At 63.5% G+C, this 19,319-nt stretch carries 15 protein-coding genes and 1 riboswitch; of the genes, 11 read left to right on the top strand and 4 right to left on the bottom strand.

What is annotated here, in order from left to right; genetic code table 11:
• Positions 1 to 50: 50 nt before the first annotated feature.
• Positions 51 to 1,097, top strand: a complete 1,047-nt coding sequence (gene tdh / locus AC6JA3_RS14340) for an L-threonine 3-dehydrogenase (protein ID WP_026541451.1) — start codon at positions 51 to 53, stop codon at positions 1,095 to 1,097.
• A gap of 61 nt (positions 1,098 to 1,158) precedes the next feature.
• Positions 1,159 to 2,352: a glycine C-acetyltransferase gene (locus AC6JA3_RS14335; RefSeq protein ID WP_026541452.1), complete on the top strand. Its 1,194-nt coding sequence runs from the start codon at positions 1,159 to 1,161 to the stop codon at positions 2,350 to 2,352.
• Positions 2,353 to 2,563: 211 nt separating this feature from the next.
• Here the strand turns inward: AC6JA3_RS14335 and AC6JA3_RS14330 are convergent, their stop codons facing one another.
• Positions 2,564 to 3,280, bottom strand: coding sequence for an AAA family ATPase (locus AC6JA3_RS14330; protein WP_026541453.1), 717 nt, complete (start codon positions 3,278 to 3,280; stop codon positions 2,564 to 2,566).
• Between the two features lie 298 nt (positions 3,281 to 3,578).
• Between AC6JA3_RS14330 and AC6JA3_RS14325 the strand changes: the two genes are divergently transcribed.
• Together AC6JA3_RS14325 and hutI are read left to right on the top strand one after the other, a co-directional pair.
• The gene (locus AC6JA3_RS14325) at positions 3,579 to 4,676 is read left to right on the top strand and encodes an NAD(P)/FAD-dependent oxidoreductase (protein ID WP_347783581.1); all 1,098 of its coding nucleotides are present in this window, start codon (positions 3,579 to 3,581) and stop codon (positions 4,674 to 4,676) included.
• An 11-nt stretch (positions 4,677 to 4,687) separates the two neighbouring features.
• Positions 4,688 to 5,926 (top strand): imidazolonepropionase, encoded by a 1,239-nt coding sequence (gene hutI, locus AC6JA3_RS14320; protein WP_347783580.1) that lies wholly within the window; start codon positions 4,688 to 4,690, stop codon positions 5,924 to 5,926.
• A gap of 74 nt (positions 5,927 to 6,000) precedes the next feature.
• Here hutI and AC6JA3_RS14315 read toward each other — a convergent pair whose 3' ends face one another.
• Positions 6,001 to 10,398 (bottom strand): endo-alpha-N-acetylgalactosaminidase family protein, encoded by a 4,398-nt coding sequence (locus AC6JA3_RS14315; RefSeq protein ID WP_347783579.1) that lies wholly within the window; start codon positions 10,396 to 10,398, stop codon positions 6,001 to 6,003.
• Positions 10,399 to 10,673: 275 nt separating this feature from the next.
• Between AC6JA3_RS14315 and AC6JA3_RS14310 the strand changes: the two genes are divergently transcribed.
• From AC6JA3_RS14310 to AC6JA3_RS14290, 5 genes are read left to right on the top strand one after another with little or no spacing between them, the layout of a single operon-like run.
• Positions 10,674 to 11,591 carry an SIS domain-containing protein gene (locus tag AC6JA3_RS14310; protein WP_347783578.1) on the top strand — a complete coding sequence of 306 codons (918 nt, stop codon included), beginning with the start codon at positions 10,674 to 10,676 and terminating at the stop codon, positions 11,589 to 11,591.
• A 9-nt stretch (positions 11,592 to 11,600) separates the two neighbouring features.
• Positions 11,601 to 12,554, top strand: coding sequence for an ROK family protein (locus AC6JA3_RS14305; RefSeq protein WP_497920171.1), 954 nt, complete (start codon positions 11,601 to 11,603; stop codon positions 12,552 to 12,554).
• Positions 12,551 to 13,519 (top strand): 1-phosphofructokinase family hexose kinase, encoded by a 969-nt coding sequence (locus AC6JA3_RS14300; protein WP_347783576.1) that lies wholly within the window; start codon positions 12,551 to 12,553, stop codon positions 13,517 to 13,519. The genes AC6JA3_RS14305 and AC6JA3_RS14300 overlap by 4 nt, the downstream gene beginning before the upstream one ends.
• On the top strand, positions 13,501 to 14,355 hold the full coding sequence (locus AC6JA3_RS14295) for a class II fructose-bisphosphate aldolase (protein WP_035760959.1): 855 nt from the start codon (positions 13,501 to 13,503) through the stop codon (positions 14,353 to 14,355). Before AC6JA3_RS14300 ends, AC6JA3_RS14295 begins: the two co-directional genes overlap by 19 nt.
• Positions 14,356 to 14,379: 24 nt before the next feature.
• Positions 14,380 to 15,171, top strand: a complete 792-nt coding sequence (locus AC6JA3_RS14290) for a DeoR/GlpR family DNA-binding transcription regulator (protein WP_026541460.1) — start codon at positions 14,380 to 14,382, stop codon at positions 15,169 to 15,171.
• Positions 15,172 to 15,210: 39 nt separating this feature from the next.
• Here AC6JA3_RS14290 and AC6JA3_RS14285 read toward each other — a convergent pair whose 3' ends face one another.
• Positions 15,211 to 15,891 (bottom strand): histidine phosphatase family protein, encoded by a 681-nt coding sequence (locus AC6JA3_RS14285; protein WP_026547271.1) that lies wholly within the window; start codon positions 15,889 to 15,891, stop codon positions 15,211 to 15,213.
• Positions 15,892 to 15,914: 23 nt separating this feature from the next.
• Here AC6JA3_RS14285 and AC6JA3_RS14280 point away from each other — a divergent pair, with 23 nt between their 5' ends.
• On the top strand, positions 15,915 to 16,688 hold the full coding sequence (locus tag AC6JA3_RS14280; RefSeq protein WP_347783575.1) for a CPBP family intramembrane glutamic endopeptidase: 774 nt from the start codon (positions 15,915 to 15,917) through the stop codon (positions 16,686 to 16,688).
• Positions 16,689 to 16,830: 142 nt separating this feature from the next.
• Here the strand turns inward: AC6JA3_RS14280 and AC6JA3_RS14275 are convergent, their stop codons facing one another.
• Positions 16,831 to 17,469, bottom strand: a complete 639-nt coding sequence (locus tag AC6JA3_RS14275; protein ID WP_347783574.1) for a VOC family protein — start codon at positions 17,467 to 17,469, stop codon at positions 16,831 to 16,833.
• A 202-nt stretch (positions 17,470 to 17,671) separates the two neighbouring features.
• Between AC6JA3_RS14275 and AC6JA3_RS14270 the strand changes: the two genes are divergently transcribed.
• Positions 17,672 to 19,012 carry a bifunctional o-acetylhomoserine/o-acetylserine sulfhydrylase gene (locus AC6JA3_RS14270; protein ID WP_347783664.1) on the top strand — a complete coding sequence of 447 codons (1,341 nt, stop codon included), beginning with the start codon at positions 17,672 to 17,674 and terminating at the stop codon, positions 19,010 to 19,012.
• Between the two features lie 185 nt (positions 19,013 to 19,197).
• Positions 19,198 to 19,314: riboswitch (SAM riboswitch) on the top strand.
• Positions 19,315 to 19,319: the final 5 nt, after the last annotated feature.

Below are 19,319 nucleotides of genomic sequence, written 5' to 3'. Positions count from 1 at the left end.
GCTCTAATGGACTCAGCAGCAGCGAAGCAGCCCCGGCAGTGAGGAATCCCATGAAGGCTCTCTACAAATCCGGACCCCACGCAGGGTTCGAACTCGTCGAACGTCCTGAGCCCGAAGCGGGCCCCAGCGACGTCAAAATCCGTGTGATGACCACCGGCATTTGCGGCACCGACCTGCACATCCAGAGCTGGGACGCCTGGGCCCAGGGCATCATCGAAACTCCGTTGATCGCCGGCCACGAGTTCTATGGCGAAGTCGTGGAAATTGGCGAAGACGTCCGCGACGTCAAGGTGGGGGACCGGGTCTCCGGCGAGGGCCATGTGGTCTGCGGAATTTGCCGCAACTGCCGCGCCGGACGCCGCCAGATGTGCATCCACACCGTCTCCGTCGGCGTGCAACGCGATGGTGCTTTCGCGGAGTACGTGGTGATTCCGGAAACCAACGTGTGGGTCCACCACGACGAATCCGTTACCCCGGAACTCGGAGCGATTTTCGACCCCTTCGGCAACGCCGTCCACACGGCACTGAGCTTCCCGCTGGTTGGCGAAGATGTGCTCATTACAGGTGCCGGACCCATCGGGCTGATGGCCATTGCCGTCGCCCGTCACGCCGGTGCGCGCAAGATCGCCATCACTGACGTCTCAGCCCCGCGGCTGGAACTGGCGCGGCAAATGGGTGTAGACCTCGCCGTCGACGTCTCCAAGATGCGCGTCCGCGAAGCCCAGCAGGAACTGGGTATGCGCGAAGGATTCGACATCGGCCTGGAAATGTCGGGACACCCCACGGCATTGCCTGAGATGATCGACAACATGAACCACGGCGGACGCATCGCCATGCTCGGGCTCCCCAGCCAGTCCATCGATATTGACTGGGGCAAGGTAGTCACGCACATGCTCACCCTCAAGGGCATCTACGGCCGGGAGATGTTCGAGACCTGGTACGCCATGAGCGCCATGCTGTCCTCCAACCCCGCGCTGCATCGCAACATCTCCGCGGTAGTCACCGACAAGCTCTCTGCCAAGGACTGGGAGAAGGGCTTCGAGATTGCCCGCAACGGTACCGGCGGCAAAGTGGTCCTCGACTGGACTGAACTGTAATCCCACTCGGACTGCCACCCGACCATCCTTGCCCCGGACACCCCCAACTTTAGGAGTACCCATGTATTCAGCCATCAAAGACCAGCTGCAGGGCGAACTGGAGGAGATCCGCGGCGCCGGACTCTTCAAGACCGAACGCCACATCGATTCCCCTCAGGCCAGCCACATCGCTGCCGGGCAGCTCGGCCAGCCGGCCAACAAGGTCCTTAATTTCTGCGCCAACAACTATCTCGGCCTGGCAGACCACCCGGACATCATTGCCGCCGCCAAGACAGCCATGGACGAGCGCGGCTTCGGGATGGCATCGGTGCGTTTCATCTGTGGAACCCAGGACCTGCACCTGGAACTCGAGGCCCGCGTCTCGAAGTTCCTGGGTACTGAGGACACCATCCTCTTCTCCAGCTGCTTTGACGCCAACGGTGGCGTTTTCGAGTCCTTGTTCGGCCCGGACGATGCCATCATCTCCGACTCCCTGAACCACGCCTCCATCATTGACGGCATCCGCCTGAGCAAGGCAAAGCGCTTCCGCTACGCCAACCAGGACATGGCCGATCTCGAATCCAAGCTTCTTGAGGCTTCGGGGTCGCGTCGCAAGATCATCGTCACGGACGGTGTGTTCTCCATGGATGGCTTCCTTGCACCACTTGAAGCGATCTGCGACCTCGCCGAGAAGCACGACGCCCTGGTCATGGTGGACGACTCCCACGCCGTCGGCTTCATGGGCCCCACCGGCGCCGGCACCCCCGAACACGCCGGTGTCTCCGAGCGTGTGGACATCTACACCGGCACCTTCGGCAAGGCACTTGGCGGCGCCTCGGGTGGCTACGTTTCCGGCCGCGGCGAGATCGTTGCGATGCTCCGCCAGAAGGCCCGCCCGTACCTGTTCTCCAACTCCCTGGCCCCGGCAATCGTCGCGGCCACCATCAAGGCCATTGAACTGGTACAGGAGTCCGGTGAACTCCGCACCCGACTTTTTGAGAACGCAGCTTTGTTCCGCCGCCGCATGAGCGAGGAAGGCTTCGAGCTCCTCGACGGCGAGCACGCCATCATCCCCGTCATGTTTGGCGACGCCGTGATGGCCGCCAGGATCGCGGACGAAATGCTCAACAACGGCGTCTTCGTGACGGCCTTCAGCTTCCCCGTGGTGCCCAGGGGCGCGGCCCGGATCCGTGTGCAGCTCTCCGCCGCCCACAGCGCGGACGACGTCGAAGCCTGCGTCCAGGCGTTCGTCAAGAGTCGCGCCGCAGTCGCCTAAGCCCTCACTCACATCCCCCGGGGGGTTGGGTGGGTCCTCTCTCACGTCCCCTGGGGTTTGGGGTGTTCCTCTCTCACGTCCCCCGGGGGTTTGGGGTGTTCCTCTCTCACGTCCCCCGGGTTTTGGGGTGATCCTCTCTCATGTCTCCCGGGGGTTTGGGGTGATCCTCGCTCACTTTCTTCAAGAAAGTGAGCGAGCGTCGGCTCCCGTCCTAAAGGTGCCGGAGGAATCTTTCCGGGGCGTCCAGAAATGATCGCCAATTGGTGACCAGGTCCAGATCCGACCATTGTCTGGACCGAAGACCCCAGTGCCCGACTTCAAGTATTTGGGCACCGGGAAGTGCGGCAAGCAAAGGCGAATGCGTAGACATGATGACCTGGGACTTGCCATCAACCAGCAACTCCTTGAGAACTGAGAGCAGGCTGAGGCAGCCATTGAACGACAACGCTGATTCCGGCTCATCCAATACCCATAATCCGGGCCCACGGAACCGGTCAACAGCGAGCTCGAGGAACGATTCGCCGTGCGACATATCGTGGAAGGGCAAGTCGCCGTAAGTGCTGGGGTTCTGCTCCAGATAGGTGAAAAAACCGTGCATGGTTTCAGCCCGAAGGAAGTAACCACGCTTGCTGCTTCCGGCGTTTCGGATGAGTTGCAGGTGGCTGCCCAGTTCGGATTCGGTGGACCTTGTAGTGTGTCGGGCCCCCGTTGAGCCGCCCTCCGGAGACAGACCGTAGGCCATGGCGATGGCCTCGACAACTGTCGACTTACCAGAACCGTTTTCGCCCACCAGGATTGTTGCAGGCGTCAGATCCAGACCTTGGTCCAGAAGCTGTGCCACCGGAGGAAGGCTGGCCGGCCACTGGCGGCGGTCCAGTGCTTTGGCGGGATCTTCTGCTACTCGCCGGATGGGATGGTTGCGGTGCATGCCGTCATTGTTGCAGTACTGGCCGACGTTGAAGCCCAGGGACCCGGCGCGCATTGAAGGGTGTGGGATGTGAGAGATGGTTTCCCTGAGGGGCGTGGGATGTGGGAGAAGGTTTCCCTGGAACGCGGGGGATGTGAGAGAAGGTTTCCCTTGAAGCGGGTGGGATGTGGGAGAAGGTTTCCCTGGAGGGTGTGGGATGTGGGAGAAGGTTTCCCCTTGGAGCGCGTGGGATGTGAGAGATGGTTTCCCTTGAAGGGCGTGGGATGTGGGAGAGCATCGGGTCTGACAGGATGGTCCCATGGCTTCGAATTATGACGTGGTAATCGTTGGCGGCGGGATCGGCGGACTGTCCTTGGCGGCGGCCCTCGCGGGCAAGTGCACTGTGGCGCTTGTCGAAGCAGAGCAATCCCTTGCCTTCCACACTTCCTCGCGTTCAGCCCGGCAGTTGATCCCCAGCTACGGCCCGGCGGTGGTGCAGGAACTGACCATCCGAACCTTGGAGATGCTGGCAGCCCGGGATGCCGTAGCGGCCGAACCCATCCTCACCCCGCGCGGCTTCATGCTGGTGGGCGATGAAGAATCGGTACGGGCCGAGGCCAGCGGGAACATGCACGCTATTACCCACGACGAAGCGATGCGTCTTTGCCCGGCCCTGGACCCCGGGTCCTTCACATCGGCCGGGCTGGATAGTGGCTCCTTCGGCTGCAACGCCCCGCTCTTGCTGGACGAGCACCGCCGGACGGCAGAAGCTGCCGGCGTGGACATCATCACCGGAGCCAGGGTCCACTCCGCCCAGCGGTTGGGGAGCGGCTGGCAGGTGGGCGCCGGCACCGAAGGCTTCCAGTCCGGCGTCGTGGTTAATGCCGCAGGTGCCTGGGCGGACGAGCTTGCCGTTATCAGCGGCGTGGAGAAGTTGGGCCTGCAGCCATACCGTCGGACTGCCGCGATAGTGAATGTCGAGAACCCCCTGACGCCCCAAACGCCCATGGTGTGCGCAGCAGATGACTCGTTCTACTTCCGCGCCGAAGGCAACCAAGTGCTGATCTCGCCCTCGGAAAGCGTGCCCAGCGGCGCAGAAGATGCCAAGCCGTATGCCGGTGATGTGGAGGCCTTGATCAGCAACCTCAACACCGTGACGACCCTGGGGATCCGCTCAGTGGACCGCGCGTGGACGGGCCTGCGCACCGAAGCTGCAGACGGAGTTCCGGCGGTGGGATTCGACGCCGAAGCGCCCGGCTTCTTCTGGCTGGCCGGACAGGGCGGCTACGGTTTCCAAACGTCCTCGGCCATTGCGGAACTGGCCACTGCCCTGATCCTCGGCGAGGTCGGGGCCGACAGTCCGGAATCCCGGACAGCGGAGCAGCTCGCAGCCACACGCTGGTCCATCCGGCGCTGAACAATAGGGTCATGAGCGGAAACAGGAACGGGAACAGCGGCAGCACAGTCATCACCAACATCGGCGAACTGATGACCCAGGACCTTGAACACCGGGTCCTGAAGGACGCCGCAATCGTGTTCGAAGGCGAGCGCATCTCCTGGATCGGTTCGGCCAAGGACGCTCCGGCCGCCGACGAAATGATCAACGCCGAGGGCCGCGCCGTCCTGCCCGGCTGGGTGGATTCGCATTCCCATCTGGTCTTCGCGGGGGACCGCACGGCTGAGTTCGAGGCCCGCATGGCGGGCCAGAGCTACAGCGCGGGCGGGATCGCCGTCACCACGGGTGCCACGCGCAGGGTCAGCGACGACGAGCTTGCCAGCTTGGTCCGGGGCCGCGTGGCCGAGGCAGTCTCGCAAGGAACCACCTACTTGGAGAGCAAGACCGGGTACGGGCTTGACGTTGACAACGAGGCCCGCAGCGCCCGCATCGCCGCAGCCGAAGTTGATGAGGTCACTTACCTCGGGGCGCACCTTGTCCCGAAAGGTTCAGATCCCGAGGAATACACGGACCTGGTGTGCGGTCCGATGCTGGACGCCGTCCTGCCGTATGTCCGCTGGGCAGATGTGTTTTGCGAACGGGGGGCGTTTACTGAGGACCAGTCCCGGCGTGTCCTGACGGCAGCGAAAAAGGCCGGACTGGGCTTGAGGGTCCACGGCAACCAACTCGGCGAAGGCCCCGGTGTTGCCTTGGCCGTGGAGTTCGGCGCCGCCAGCGTGGACCACGTCAATTACCTCTCGGACAAGGACATTGCTGCGCTCGCGGGAACGTGGGCCGGCTGGGACCCGGCCGCGGGTCAGGGAAGCAGGGGCACCGTGGCAACGTGCCTTCCTGCCTGCGATCTTTCCACCCGGCAACCGCTTGCCCCTGGCCGTGAATTGCTCGACGCCGGCGTGCAGCTCGCCCTCGCGGCGAACTGCAATCCCGGTACCTCGTTTACGAGTTCCATGGCTTTCTGTGTCACCACTGCCGTGCTTCAAATGCACCTCAGCGTCCACGAAGCCGTCCGGGCGGCCACTTACGGTGGCGCCTTGGCATTGGGGCGGGAGTCGGGGAACGACGTCGACGGCGAACGGGCGGTGGGTTCGCTCGCCGTCGGGCATCGCGCGGACTTGCACCTGCTGAAGGCGCCGTCGGCCACGCACCTGGCCTACCGCCCGGGGATCCCGCTGACGCATTCGGTGTGGCGCGCGGGCGTCCGGGCTGTCTGAACTTAAACAACGCGGGGTCACTTATGGCCCCTTCCGCAGTTCCGGAAGGGCCACAAGTGACCCCGCGTTGCTCTTTAGGCGCAGCTGAACTTTGCGTCTGCCCAGTCGCCCCAGTCGTCGCCGGCGTCGTCTCCGTTCTTGTCGGCGATCAATTCCACGTTCCTTACGCCGCTGATGTCCACGGCGAGCGGAAGCGCGGCTGAATCGGCGCTGAGGACGGGAGTCCGCATCAGTTCCCGCCCGTCGCCCTTGACGATAAACACCACAGAACCGTGCAGGCCCTTGTTCAGCTTCGCGTCATCCACGCCCACCACCGCGCTGAATGCGGTGCATTTGGCTTCGGTGGCGATGCTGATTTTCGAGTCGGCGTGGACTCCGATGCCCTTCGGGTACACGACGCCGTCAAGCCGCAAGGCGGGCCCGTCGCCGGCGTTCTGCTCACCGTTGGCGCGGTCCCGTTCCGCAGGACCCCACCCGTTGGTGCTGCCGATCCAGGGGAGGTCGGAGGCGAACACAGTCCCCGTCAGGACAGGTGCCGGCGGTTGCTGGGACGTGGTGGAACAGGTGAATTTGGCGTCGGCCCAGTCCGCGTGGTCGTTGCCGTTGGAGTCCCCGGCATCGTCGGCCACCAGTTCCACATACTGTGCTCCGGTGACATCCACAGTGAGTGGGAGAGGAGCGCTCGCAGCGCCGAGGACCGGCGTGGTCACCTTGGTGGTTCCGTCTGCCACTACCGAGAACTTCACGCTTCCGCGCGTCGGCTGGGCATCGTCGATGCCCACAGTGGCGGTGAAGGCGGTGCAGTATCCGCCGAGGTAGTAGCGGACGTTGCCGTTGGCGTGGGCTCCCAGGCCTTTGGCGTAGACCGTGCCGTTCAGTGTGAGGGGAGTACCGTCACCGGCCCCGGTTCCGCCGTTGGACTGGTCTTTCTCCACAGGACCCCAGCCGTTGGCTGCACTGACCCACGGGTGGTCGCTGGCGAACGCGGTGGTCTGGGGTGGCTTGGGGAGCGTCCGGACGGTGCTGGTGGTGGTGATGGTCCGGCTGCCCGCCTGCCCGGACGTAGTGCTGTATGTGGCTGTCGCCTTGATGGGGTAGTCGCCATCCGCTGAAACCGGTGCGGTGAGTTTCCAGGTGGTGGTGAGGGTTCCTCCGGCGGGCAGGGTGTCCGCGGAAGAAGGTGTGGAGGGCGTTGCCGTCCATCCCTCGGGTAATGCCAGGGTGATGGCCAGGTCCTTGATGGCCGCCGGCTCGTCCGAGACAAAGGTGGTCACGAAGTCCTGCGCCTTTCCTTGCTGGACCACGTCCCCTTGAAGGGAGGCCGAGAGTTGCGCGCACGCCGGGACGGATTCCGAGGCTCCGAGGTCTTCGACCAGGAAGTTGTCCAAGGCGAAGTCCGAACCGTTTGAGCTGCCAGTGCGTTGCAGGCCCACAAAGTAGTCGCCGCAGAAACCGGTGTCCAGTGTCTGCCCGAACCGTGTGGTGGAGGTCTTGGCATCGAGGGCATGGCTTCCGGTCACGGCGGGACCGGCCTGGGAGTCGTAGCCGGAAACCCAGGCGTACTGCCCGGCCTTGGAGTTCTGGTAGTCGAAGGAGACCTTGTATTTGTGGCCGGCTTGGAACGGCACTGTTGCCTCCGTGGTGCGGTACACCATGCCGGGTCCGCCGTTGGGAGCGCGGTTTTCATCGTGTGCGATCAGGGACCAGGTACCGTCCAGGACTTCATCGATCAGGTTGGTGTCCCAGCCCTTTTGGGTGAAGGGTACGTGGCGTTCGGTGATGTGGGTGCGCGGGTCGGTGGAGCCGCCGGCGTCGCCCTTGACGAAGGGTCCCCAGCCTTGGTCTACGTTTTCGAAGTTTTCGCTGATCAGGCCCGTAGTGGGTACCCGGCTGGTTTTCACCGCCCGGAAGTCATCAACGCGAACTGTTGCGTCGCCGTCGGCCGCTGTGACGGTGACCTTGGCTTTGGTGTTGTTGTGCGGGACGTCCACCAGCACACGGACGCGCTGGAAGGAGGTGCCGTGTTTTTCGTCGCCGGCCACGTAGTTTTCGGCGTTGGAGGAGTCGATGGTGACGCTTTCGGTTTTGCCGTTGATGTCCACGGACAGCGTGGTGGGCCGGGTTTTGCCGGGTTGGATTTCCACCCAGGCGCTCACGGATTGGGTTCCGGCGTCGAGCTTGACGTCCTGGCTGATCGACGACGCCGCTGCCCCCATCTCCGCGTAGCGGCGGCCTTTGTCGTCGCGGACCTGGGTGACGCTGCCGGCCGGGTTCCACGCGGAGAGATCGGCGCCGTTGAAGCCGGGATCGTTGAACGCGGTCCCTTCGCCGAAGCCGGCAGTACCGGGCAGCCCCGGCTTGCTGTTCCCGGGGGCAAGGACGTAGGGCTGCCTGGCATCAGCGGTGACATTCACTTGTCCGTTGACTACGGGGACGTCGGCAACCTTGACGCGGCCGTTGTCCGTCAGTTTGAACAGCTCAAGGGTGTTGGCCTTGGCGAACTCCTTGGTGAGCGTCCACGTGCTGGTACCACCGGCGGGGTTGTAGTGGTAGAGCTTGTCGGCCTTGCCGTTTTCCTTCGAAGACCACGGCAGCAAGTAGGTTCCGCCGCGCAAAACCGAGGTGTCCGCAACCGTGATGTTGCGTTCGGCTGCTGTGTTTCCGGTAACGGACACGCCATCGGCGAGGTCGATCCTGTCAGCTGTCCACTTGGTGATGGGGTGGTGCTGCAGGAACTTTGCGGGCAGGTTGGCTGTCCAGACATTTTCGCTGAATGCGTTGAAGTCGTTCTGTCCGGTCCACCCTTCAAATTCCACAATGTGGCTCACGCCCAGCTTGGGGTCCGGGTTCCAGACGTCGGACTGGGTGTTGTTGATGAAGCGCAGTATTTGTGAGTTGACGCCCTTGTTGGTGGAGCCGCCGTACTTCTCATCATTGGCCCAGTGCGACCAGGTGTTGTTCCGCGAGAGGTGGTCCGCCCATTCCGAGCCCACCCGGAAGCCGTTCTTCACCAGTTCCTGTTGGAGGCGTTCGGCCAGCCAGCCGAACTCGTAGTAGACGTCCACGTACACGAAATCCAGGTTCTTGTCCGTGGCTTCCCGCAGTTCCTTGATGCGTTGGGCAAGCTTGCCGGAGGTGATGTCTGCACGCTGGTTCATGTAGTAGGACTGGTCCAGCCAGTTCCACCCCAAGCCTTTGTCCGCCCGCAGCAGGTCCTCGCTGAAGGACTTGGCTTCGGGATAGATTTCAGTGGCGTTGATGTGGACTCCGAAGCTGGCGTTCCAGTCTTTGCCCTCCTTGACCAGGGTATTAAGGTCTTCCAGCCCGCCCGCGCGTGTATTGAAGTTATTGCCGTAATCGGTATTGGCCGAGTCGTGTCCTTCACTGGTGTAGCCCTTGAGCATGGCCACCTGCCCGAGTCCGTCCGTGGCCAGGGCGATGCGCTTGACGTCATCGAGGGTGCGCAGGAAGGGGTGGGTTGCCTGGGAGGCAAAGTTGAAGGGAATGTGGGTGATCACGTTGTCCGGGGTCTGCTCGCCTTTGTTTGCGCTGACCTGGATGGACCTCATGGCGATGGCGGCATCCTGCCAATCCACTCCGCCGTCGGCGTTGGCGTCGGTGGTGATGGCAACCCGCGTCCACGGAAGTTCCTCGGTGGCCGGGGAGCCTTCTGCCCGGTACAGCCATTGGCCACTGGCGACACCCATGGAAACTCCGCCGGCACCATCACTTACTGCCTGGCGCCAGAACCGCCCGCGATCCTTGGCGCCGGGACCCGAGGACGTGTCGTAGAGGGCATTCGATTCGACCGCCGCGCCCAGGGACGCTGTGTTGGCCAGGGCGTAGGCCGAGCTCTTGGCGGTGGCGTCCAGGGCAGTGGCGGCGGTAATGGGTGTGAACTCGTCACCGCTAACGCTGCGGTCCACGGACAGGTTGGCCGTTGACACTTGGGCTCCGGGCTGGGCGGATCCGACCGTCACCAGGTTCAGCCGGGGGAGTTGCAGGGTCTTGACCTGATGATCAGCGGAGTCCTTGATCTCGGTGACATTGAAGGAGACCACGTTCTTCTTCACCGAGAGACGGGCGTTGATGACGGTGTTGCCGAATTCCGAAACGGTCATCACGTAGTCCCGGGCATCCTTCCCGGATGCGGTGGAGGTCCCGCTCACCGTGTACTCCACACCGTTGAGGGTGATGGTGCTGAGCCGCTTCGCGGTCCCTTCCAGACGTGCTTTGGTGGCTGCGTCTGTATAGCTGAGGACCTGCGGAAAGCCGGTGGAGACATCCACGGTGAGTTGGCCGGAGGCGATGGTGGCTGTTTCTGCAGTGCTGACGGGGTCGGCTTGCGGGGAGGGCGGGGAGGTCGGGGCTGCCGTGGCCGGTGCTATGGCCAGCAGACCGAGCGAGGATGAGGCGACGACGCAGGCCAAACTGAGCGCTGCGATGCGTCTGGGGGATAACAAGCGGGGCATTATGCTCCTTCTTGATTTTTCCGAGCTGATATTGATCAGATTCTTGCGGACGGTTCTAAGCCTGCTTCATGGGACAGAAGTTGACAAGAGTTAACAGTCAGTTAACTTAAGTGCACATGTCGGCACACGCTTTCCCTGTCATCCTGCGCATTCCGCACCTACGCAGATAATGAGCGGTCTTCCCGCGCGGATGATCCTTGTGAGATCGAAAATGATCGTTTAGTGTTTCTATAGATCAGAAAACGTCATTAAGCTGAGCGGGAGCGGAACACACGATGAGCGAGAACACACTGGGCGCCTTCATGGAGGAAGAGCTGGTTTCCCAGCCCGAGGTCTGGCAGCGGGCGGTAGAACAAGCCCGGGCCGAGCAGTTGCTTCCCGCCGACGGAAAGCGCATCGCCGTGATCGGTTGCGGAACGTCCTGGTTCATGGCCCAGAGTTATGCAGCAGCGCGCGAATCCGCAGGCAAGGGCGTCACCGATGCCTTCGCCGCCTCCGAGGCCTTCCTCAACAACAACAGTGCCGATCGCCAGTACGACGCCGTTGTGGCCATCACGCGGTCAGGCACCACCACTGAGGTACTTGAGATCCTGGCTGACCTTCAGGGAATTGTCCCCACGGTGGCGATTATTGGTGATACCACGTCTCCGATCGTCGAGCTTGCAGATGCCGTGATCGGACTGCAGTACGCCGATGAACGTTCCGTGGTCCAGACCCGGTTCGCCACCACCGCATTGGTCTACCTGCTCACAAGCCTTGATATCGATGTGCAGCAGGCCATCGAGGATGCCCGCGACGCCGTGGTTGCTCCGGTCCCGCAGGAGCTGTTGGATGCGGAGCAATTCACCTTCCTGGGCACGGGCTGGACTGTCGGGCTGGCCCATGAGGCCGGACTGAAAATGCGCGAGGCTGTACAGGGTTGGACCGAGTCCTACCCCGCCATGGAATACCGCCACGGACCCATCTCCATCGCCGCTCCGGGCCGGGTGACGTGGCTGTTCGGTACCCAGCCCGAAGGCCTGGACAGTGACATGGCCGTCACCGGCGCCCTTTACCTCCACACTGACAAGCACCCGCTGGCTGAACTGGCGCGCGTCCACAAGGTCACTTTGGAGCGCGCGCGCGTCCGTGGCCTGAATCCGGATCTGCCCCGCAACCTGACGCGCTCCGTCATTCTCGACGCCTCCGCCTAGGCACCCGTCATGGTTCTCGGAGCCGCTGAATCGCCGGTCCTGTCTTTCGACGTTGGCGGCACTGATATCAAGGCCGGCCTGGTGGATGCCCGGGGGAGAGTCCTTGGCATGCGCCGGGTCCCTACGCCCTTGGACCCTGCCCGCCCGGGTGAGGCCGTCCTGGACAGGCTGGCCGAGCTTAAGGCCGAGTTGGCGGAGGAATTCCCGGAAACCCTTGCCAAAGCCGCCGGCATCATCGTCCCGGGCATCGTGGATTCCGTTGCCGGCATCGGCGTCTACTCCGCCAACCTCGGCTGGAGAAATTTCCCTTTCACGGCCGAAGCCCAAAAGCGGCTGGGAATCCCGGTGGCTTTTGATCACGATGTCCGCTCCGCTGCCGCAGTGGAGCACACCTTCGGCGGCTCCAAGGAATTCAATGACGTTGTAGTGATGGTGGTGGGCACCGGGATCGCCGCAGCCGTTTTTTCCGGCGGCAAGGCTGTCACCGCAGGCGGCTTCGCCGGAGAACTTGGCCACGCCCAGGTACCGGATCCCGACGCCGGCCCTGGATCGGCAGGTTCGACCATTCTCGAAGCCGTCGGCTCGGCCGGTGCCATCGCCAAACGCTACTACCGGGCGTCCGGAAACAGGGTCAACGGTGCCCGTGGGGTCCTGATCAGGGCAGGAGAGGGCGATGACCTTGCTGCCCGCATCTGGTCCGATGCCGTCGATGCCCTCGCCTTCACCATTTGCCAATGCGTCAACATCATGGGAACCGAAGCTGTGGTGATAGGAGGCGGCCTGGCTGAGGCGGGCGACGAACTGTTGGAGCCCCTCCGGGCCAAGGTGGACGGAATCCTTGACTTCCAGCGGCGGCCGCAGCTGATCAGGGCCCAGCTGGGCCAGGACGCCGGCCTGCTGGGTGCGGCGTTGAACGCAAGGGCACTTTTGACGGCCAAAGCACTCCAGGGGGCGTCACAATGAAGAGAGCCAACGTGAACCGCATCATCACTGTCACTGCCAATCCGGCCATCGACATGACCTACGCCGTTCAGGGAATCACCGAGGGCGCCAGCCACCGCGTGCCCACTCCTTTGAGCCGCGCCGGTGGCAAGGGCATCAACGTTGCCCGCGTGACGCACCAGCTTGGCTACCCTGTCCTGGCGATCGCACCCACCGGCGGCGCAGCCGGGCAGACCCTGGCAGCGGAGCTCTGGACCAGCGGAGTTCCCCACACGCTGGTGGGAGTGGCCGCCGAGACCCGCCGCAGCATCGCCCTCGTGGACACGGTCGCCGGCGAAACGTCCATCTTCAACGAGGAAGGGCAGGCCCTTCTGCCCGATGACTGGCGCTCACTCCGGATCGCCATAGTTGAAGCCGTCAGCGGCAACCGGAACCTGCCGGCCTCCGTCCTGGTTGGTTCCGGCAGCCTGCCGCCGGGGGCTCCAGCGGATTTCTATCCCGAACTCGTGCGCCTGGCCCACGACGCCGGCATCCCGGCCATCATTGACACCTCAGGTCCCGGAATCATCGCCGCAGCCAAGGCCGGGGCCGACATCCTGAAGCCAAACCATCACGAGCTCGCCGAAGCGACCGGAGAATCCAGCCTGGAAGCGGCAGCCCTTGCCCTGATCGAGATGGGCGCCCGGACAGTGCTGGTCAGCGCCGGCGCGGACGGCATGCTCGCCTTCGACCACGCCGCTCCCGGTGGCTACCGGAGCGCACGCCTGCCTGAGGCGCTGAGCGGCAACCCCACAGGGGCGGGCGACGCCGGCGTGGCGGCTGCCGCCGTCGCACTCGCCGAAGGCATTACCGAACCGCGCGAAATACTCCGCCGCGCCACCGCCTGGTCAGCAGCCGCCGTGCTCATGCCGGCCGCCGGCGAAATCTCACCGCGCTACCAGGAACTTCAAGACCAACTGATCGTGACATGGAAGGAGACCCGGTGACCCTGGTCAACACGCGGGAACTCATGGACAGGGCCTCGGCCTCCGGTACTGGCCAGGGCGCGTTCAACATCATCCACATCGAGACGGCCGAAGGCCTGGTGGCCGGAGCCGAGGCTGCCGGGGTTCCCCTGATCCTGCAGATCTCCGAGAACTGCGCCAAATACCACGGCGGGCTCGAACCGATCGCTTCAGCGGCGCTCGCGATCGCACGCTCGGCCGCTGTCCCGGTCGCCCTGCACCTGGACCACGCCGAGTCCGAGGACCTCGCGCTTGCCGCCGTTGACCTTGGCTTCGGCTCCGTGATGTACGACGGCGCCCATCTGCCCTATGAATGGAACGTCGAAGTCACCCAGCGCGTCGCCGCCTACGCCCACCAGCGCGGTGTCTATGTGGAGGCTGAACTGGGCAAAGTGGGCGGGAAAGACGGCGCCCACGCCCCGGGTGTCCGGACCGACCCCGCAGAGGCCCGGGCGTTCGTCGAAGCCACGGGCGTTGACGCTTTGGCCGTGGCCGTAGGTTCATCCCATGCCATGACCGAACGCAGCGCGGCACTGGACCTGCATTTGATCACCCGGCTGAAGACTGCTGTAGGAAAACCACTGGTCCTCCATGGCTCCTCAGGCGTCACAGACGAGATGCTCGTGGCAGCTATTGGCGCGGGTATGACTAAAATCAACGTATCCACACATTTGAACGGGTTCTTTACCCGCGCAGTCCGTGAGTACCTCGATGCCAACCCTGCAGTGGTGGATTCCCGGAAGTACATCAAGGCCGGCCGGGATGCCCTTGTGTTGGAGTCCGCACGTATGCTGACGCTGTTCGCCAAAGCGAAATAGCTCCGAACCCGCGAAAGGCCCGTCATGACCCGCACCGATCGGCTGACTGCCATCCTCGATCTCCTGGCCGAGTCCGGCCATGTGGAAGTCGAGGACATCGTGACGCGCCTTGGCGTGTCGCCGGCCACGGCGCGGCGGGACCTGGACAGCCTCGCCAAGCAGCGCCTCCTCAGCCGCACCAGGGGTGGCGCCACTACAGGATCGGTGGCCTACGACCTCCCGGGCCGCTACAACCGTGACGACCACGCCCAGGCCAAGCAGGACATTGCGCTGGCAGCATCAGCCCTGATCCGGCCCGGTGCCGTGATCGGCCTCAGCGGCGGAACCACCAACACCGCGCTGGCCCAGTTGCTCTCCACCCGCGAAGACCTCAACGCGCCGTCCAACCGGCCCACCCTGACGGTGGTGACCAATGCCATCAATATCGCCTCGCAACTGGCGGTCCGGCCCAATATCAAGATCATGGTCACCGGCGGCATCCTGAACCCGCGCTCCTACGAACTGGTGGGTCCCTACACGGACGTCATCATGCAAAAAGTGGCCCTGGACATTGCGTTCATTGGCGTCAACGGCGTTGATCCGGACCTCGGCCCCACCATTACCGATGAAGGCGAAGCCATGGTCAACACCGTGATGGCACGCCGGGCCACGGAATCCTACGTCGTGGCAGACTCCTCCAAGGTGGGCCGCCGCTCCTTCGCCGCCATGGCCGGATACGACTTCAGGCACCTCATCACCGATTCCGGGATCAGTGCCGAAGACAAAGCTGCCTTCGAAGCCAAGGGCACCGAAGTCATCGTCGCAGCCGCCGGCTGAGCCCTGCAGGGAACTGAGCCCTGCAGGAAACTTGCAGCGCTAGAACCGCATTCTGGGCGCATGCAGCACGGAATCGTCAACTTCCCTGGGCACCCACTGGCTGAACGGTAGATCGAGGCTGTACTGGCCGTCGTCGTCCCTCACCAGCGTGCGCAACTCAGCGTTGTCCGGATTGTTGAGCGACTCGAAGTACTCCACAGTCCAATGGAACCAGCGCATGCAGAACAGGCGCATGGTCAACCCATGCGTGACCAGGAGGGTGTTGGGCGAATACGCGGGCTTTTGCCAGTGGCGGTAGAGGGTCTCCATGAAGGACGACACGCGGTCGTAGACGTCCGAGCCTGACTCACCCTCGCGGAACCGGTAGAAGAAGTGGCCGTAGAGGTTTCGGAGCTCCTTTTGGTCCTCGATGTCCCCGGCGATCTGGAAGTTGGCCCAGTCCTGCTCGCGAAGCCGGGGTTCCTCAATGACCCGTTCCATCAAGGGGCCAAGGTTCAACGCCTCCAGGGTTTGATACGCCCTCAAATACGGTGAGACGTAGACGCAGACCTGCTGCCCGTCGAGCTTGCGTCTAAGGTCCTCCCCGGCAACGCGTGCCTGCTCCACGCCGAGCTCCGTCAGGGGGATCCGGTAGTCCGGCACACGGTTGTAGATGGTGGTGTCGGCATTCGCGGCCGACTGGCCATGCCGGATCATGAAAATTCTCGCTGGGGCGCCCATCCCACCAAGCATAGGGTGGGTACATGCTTCTTGCTTCCCGACGGCGATTACGCGCCGAAGTGCTGATTGTCCTGGGCTTGTCCCTGGGCCAGTCGGCCGTGTATTCCGTGGTGCAACTCCTGGACAAGATGACGCGGGCTCCTTTGGCTGATGCCACGTCCACCCTGAACAGGTCCCAAAACACCCGCGAGTACTTTGACCTCACCTACCAGTTACTGGATATCATCTTCGCCCTCGTGCCGGTGGCCCTGGTGTTCTACTTCCTGTCCACCCACAGCCAGGGGAACCGCGACGGCGGCGCCGGCGGGGCTTTCGCCCGGCTGGGCTTCAACTTCGCCCGGCCCGGAAAGGACCTGCTGCACGGCGTGGGACTTGCTGCGCTGATCGGCATTCCCTCCCTGGGCCTCTATGCTGCCGGCCGGGCCCTGGGCATTACCACTGCGATCGTCCCCAGCGGCTTGGACGCCTACTGGTGGACCGTGCCCGTACTCATCCTCTCGGCCGTGCGGCACGGGATCGTCGAAGAAGTGATCGTGGTGGGGTACCTCATGGACCGCTTCGGCAAGTTTGGCTGGAGCACGCCGGTGGCCATTGTGGTCAGCGCCGTCCTGCGGGGAAGCTACCACCTGTACCAGGGCTTTGGACCCTTTATCGGCAATGTGGTGATGGGCCTGGTGTTCGCCTGGATCTACACCAGGACCAAGCGGGTGATGCCCTTGGTGATCGCCCATGCCCTGCTGGACATTGTGGCCTTTGTCGGCTTCAGCTTGTTCGGCAAGGCGATCGGGCTGGGGTAGGCAGGGCACGTTAAAAGTATCCGGCCGCCATCGGTGGGTGACGTCATTGGCACCCGCTGATGGCGGCCGAAGTTTATTCCAGGCCGACGTTTGTTCCGGGCAGGATCGACCGGCGGCGGGACTGGCCCGGGGGAGGGGGCTGTCAGATGGTGACGGCTCCTGAGGCGGTTTCGAAAGTTACGGACATGATTCCCGGAGTGCCATGCGGTGCCATCCACTGGACCGCAACGTCCTCAAGCGGCTTCTCCACAGCTTCTCCGAGCCATTCCGTGACGCGTTCCGCCGAGCCTGCAATGGTGAGGCTGGACATCTTGACGTCGCTCTCGTAGATCCTGGACGGGTGCAGTGAGGGGTCGCCCTCCCACTTGAGCAAGTACGGGACCTGGGGATCTGCGATCAAGCCCAGGATGCCGATCTGCTGCCACACCAGTTCCCGGCCGTCAGGGAACTTGCGGTTACCCGGAACGGCTGAGCGGCCAAGGCGTTCCTCGAAGGGTGCCAGGTCGTCAACGGCGACGCACCAGCCCATCCAGCCACCACCGGCGGCCGAGCGGGCACGAACTGCCTGGCCAAAAGGTGCTTTGTCGGAAGCGGGGTGGTCCAGGACCTCCACCACTTCCAGGTACTTGTTATCCGCAAGGGGAATGATCATGTTCCGGGTACCGAAGCGCGGGTGCACTCCGCCCCGGACAGCGTCCACTCCCAGTGCCGCGGAAATTCGTTCGGTAGTGGCCAAAAGGCCATCTCGTTCACAGGCGTAAGAGACGTGATCCATGCGCATGGCTTCATCTTGGCACTTTGTGATCGGGGTCTCAGCTAAGTCAAGCCTAACTAAGGTGGGATGTGTATAAGTGCTACCGGACGGCGTCATGGAGAGACGCTGAAAGACCGAAAGATTCCACCGGCGTCACAAAGCTGTCTTAGGCTCCGGACACTTCCTAGACTGGGGCCCAGCTCACATGCAGCACGTTTCCACAGAACCCATGCGCCACGAACAGGAGAACTCCATGTCCCAAGGATGGTCTTTCGAAACCCGCCAGATCCACGCAGGCCAGGAGCCCGACTCCGCAACGGGAGCAAGGGCGCTGCCGATCTACCAGACCACGTCCTTCGTGTTCCCCAGCGCCGAGAGCGCAGCCAACCGCTTTGCCCTGGCTGAGCTCGCACCCATCTACACCAGGATCGGCAACCCCACCCAGGATGCGGTGGAACAGAGGATCGCAAGCCTCGAAGGCGGTTTGGGTGCGCTCCTGCTGAGCTCGGGCCAGGCTGCGGAGACCTTCGCCATCCTCAACATCGCCGAGGCCGGAGACCACATCGTTGCAAGCCCCAGCTTGTACGGCGGCACCTACAACCTGCTGGCCCACACCCTGAAGAAGTTCGGCATCTCGGTGACGTTCGTACAGGACCCGGACAACCTGGACCAGTGGCGCGATGCCGTGCAGCCGAACACCAAGCTCTTCTTTGGCGAGGTGGTGTCGAATCCGCGCCAGGACGTCCTGGACATCGAGGGAGTTGCCCGGACTGCCCACGAAGCCGGCGTGCCGCTGATCGTAGACAACACGCTGTCCACGCCCTACCTCATCCGTCCCATCGAGTGGGGCGCCGACGTCGTGGTCCACTCCGCCACCAAGTATCTTGGCGGCCACGGTTCTGCCATTGCCGGCGTGATTGTCGATTCCGGCAACTTCGATTTCGGTAAGGACCCGGAGCGCTACCCGGGCTTCAACACCCCGGACCCCAGCTACAACGGCCTGGTCTACGCGAGGGACCTGGGCAAGGACGGAGCATTGGGCGCCAACCTCTCCTACGTCCTGAAGGCCCGCGTCCAGTTGCTCCGCGATCTCGGCTCAGCTGTTTCACCGTTCAATGCCTTCCTGATTGCCCAAGGCCTTGAGACGCTGAGCCTGCGGGTGGAGCGCCATGTAGCCAACGCCAGCAAGGTGGCCGAGTGGCTGGAAGCCCACGACGACGTCGAATCGGTCGCCTATGCGGGCCTGCCGTCCAGCCCGTGGTATGACCGCGGCCGCAAATACGGTCCCCGGGGTACCGGGGCCATTGTGGCGTTCAACATCAAGGGCGGCGTTGAAGCCGGTAAGCGATTCGTGGACGCTCTGGAACTGCACTCGCATGTTGCCAACATCGGCGATGTCCGATCCCTGGTCATCCACCCGGCCTCCACCACGCACAGCCAGTTGACTGTGGAGCAGCAGGTCGCCGCGGGCGTGCACCCCGGTTTGGTGCGTTTGTCGGTGGGCATCGAGCACGTGGATGACATCATCGCAGACCTCGAAGCTGGATTCCGGGCCGCCAAGGGAGCCTGAACCCTCCGCTGAAAGCTGTCGGGCGGCTGTAGCCGCCTCAACCAAGGGGATGCCGTCCGGGCCGTCGATTATTCGCCGGACGGCATCCCACGGCGGCGATTGGTGAACGAAGCTGCCCAAAACCGTCACACTGTTGTCACATTCTTCGCCAGAACCGCCCTGTATTTCCTAGACTCTTCGTATTAGGTCATGAGTGCCAGCACACAGCCCCGGCTTGCTGGCCGGCAACCCTCCTCCGCGGTGGGGTGCCCCGGGTGAAGACCTGGCCTGTTCGCACGCAAGGCGACGGGCAAGCGCGAGGTTAAGG

The sequence above is a fragment of the Arthrobacter sp. TmtSoilC79 genome, assembly GCF_059739405.1.
The sequence above is the reverse complement of the archived record's forward strand: the minus strand, read 5'-3'. Positions and strand labels throughout refer to the sequence as shown.

Bases quoted from the DNA above. Each gene is read 5' to 3' on its own strand.
- tdh (WP_026541451.1), top strand. From the start codon at position 51: ATGAAGGCTCTCTACAAATCCGGACCCCACGCAGGGTTCGAACTCGTC.
- AC6JA3_RS14335 (WP_026541452.1), top strand. From the start codon at position 1,159: ATGTATTCAGCCATCAAAGACCAGCTGCAGGGCGAACTGGAGGAGATC.
- AC6JA3_RS14330 (WP_026541453.1), bottom strand. From the start codon at position 3,280: ATGCACCGCAACCATCCCATCCGGCGAGTAGCAGAAGATCCCGCCAAA.
- AC6JA3_RS14325 (WP_347783581.1), top strand. From the start codon at position 3,579: ATGGCTTCGAATTATGACGTGGTAATCGTTGGCGGCGGGATCGGCGGA.
- hutI (WP_347783580.1), top strand. From the start codon at position 4,688: ATGAGCGGAAACAGGAACGGGAACAGCGGCAGCACAGTCATCACCAAC.
- AC6JA3_RS14315 (WP_347783579.1), bottom strand. From the start codon at position 10,398: ATGCCCCGCTTGTTATCCCCCAGACGCATCGCAGCGCTCAGTTTGGCC.
- AC6JA3_RS14310 (WP_347783578.1), top strand. From the start codon at position 10,674: ATGAGCGAGAACACACTGGGCGCCTTCATGGAGGAAGAGCTGGTTTCC.
- AC6JA3_RS14305 (WP_497920171.1), top strand. From the start codon at position 11,601: ATGGTTCTCGGAGCCGCTGAATCGCCGGTCCTGTCTTTCGACGTTGGC.
- AC6JA3_RS14300 (WP_347783576.1), top strand. From the start codon at position 12,551: ATGAAGAGAGCCAACGTGAACCGCATCATCACTGTCACTGCCAATCCG.
- AC6JA3_RS14295 (WP_035760959.1), top strand. From the start codon at position 13,501: ATGGAAGGAGACCCGGTGACCCTGGTCAACACGCGGGAACTCATGGAC.
- AC6JA3_RS14290 (WP_026541460.1), top strand. From the start codon at position 14,380: ATGACCCGCACCGATCGGCTGACTGCCATCCTCGATCTCCTGGCCGAG.
- AC6JA3_RS14285 (WP_026547271.1), bottom strand. From the start codon at position 15,891: ATGGGCGCCCCAGCGAGAATTTTCATGATCCGGCATGGCCAGTCGGCC.
- AC6JA3_RS14280 (WP_347783575.1), top strand. From the start codon at position 15,915: ATGCTTCTTGCTTCCCGACGGCGATTACGCGCCGAAGTGCTGATTGTC.
- AC6JA3_RS14275 (WP_347783574.1), bottom strand. From the start codon at position 17,469: ATGCGCATGGATCACGTCTCTTACGCCTGTGAACGAGATGGCCTTTTG.
- AC6JA3_RS14270 (WP_347783664.1), top strand. From the start codon at position 17,672: ATGCGCCACGAACAGGAGAACTCCATGTCCCAAGGATGGTCTTTCGAA.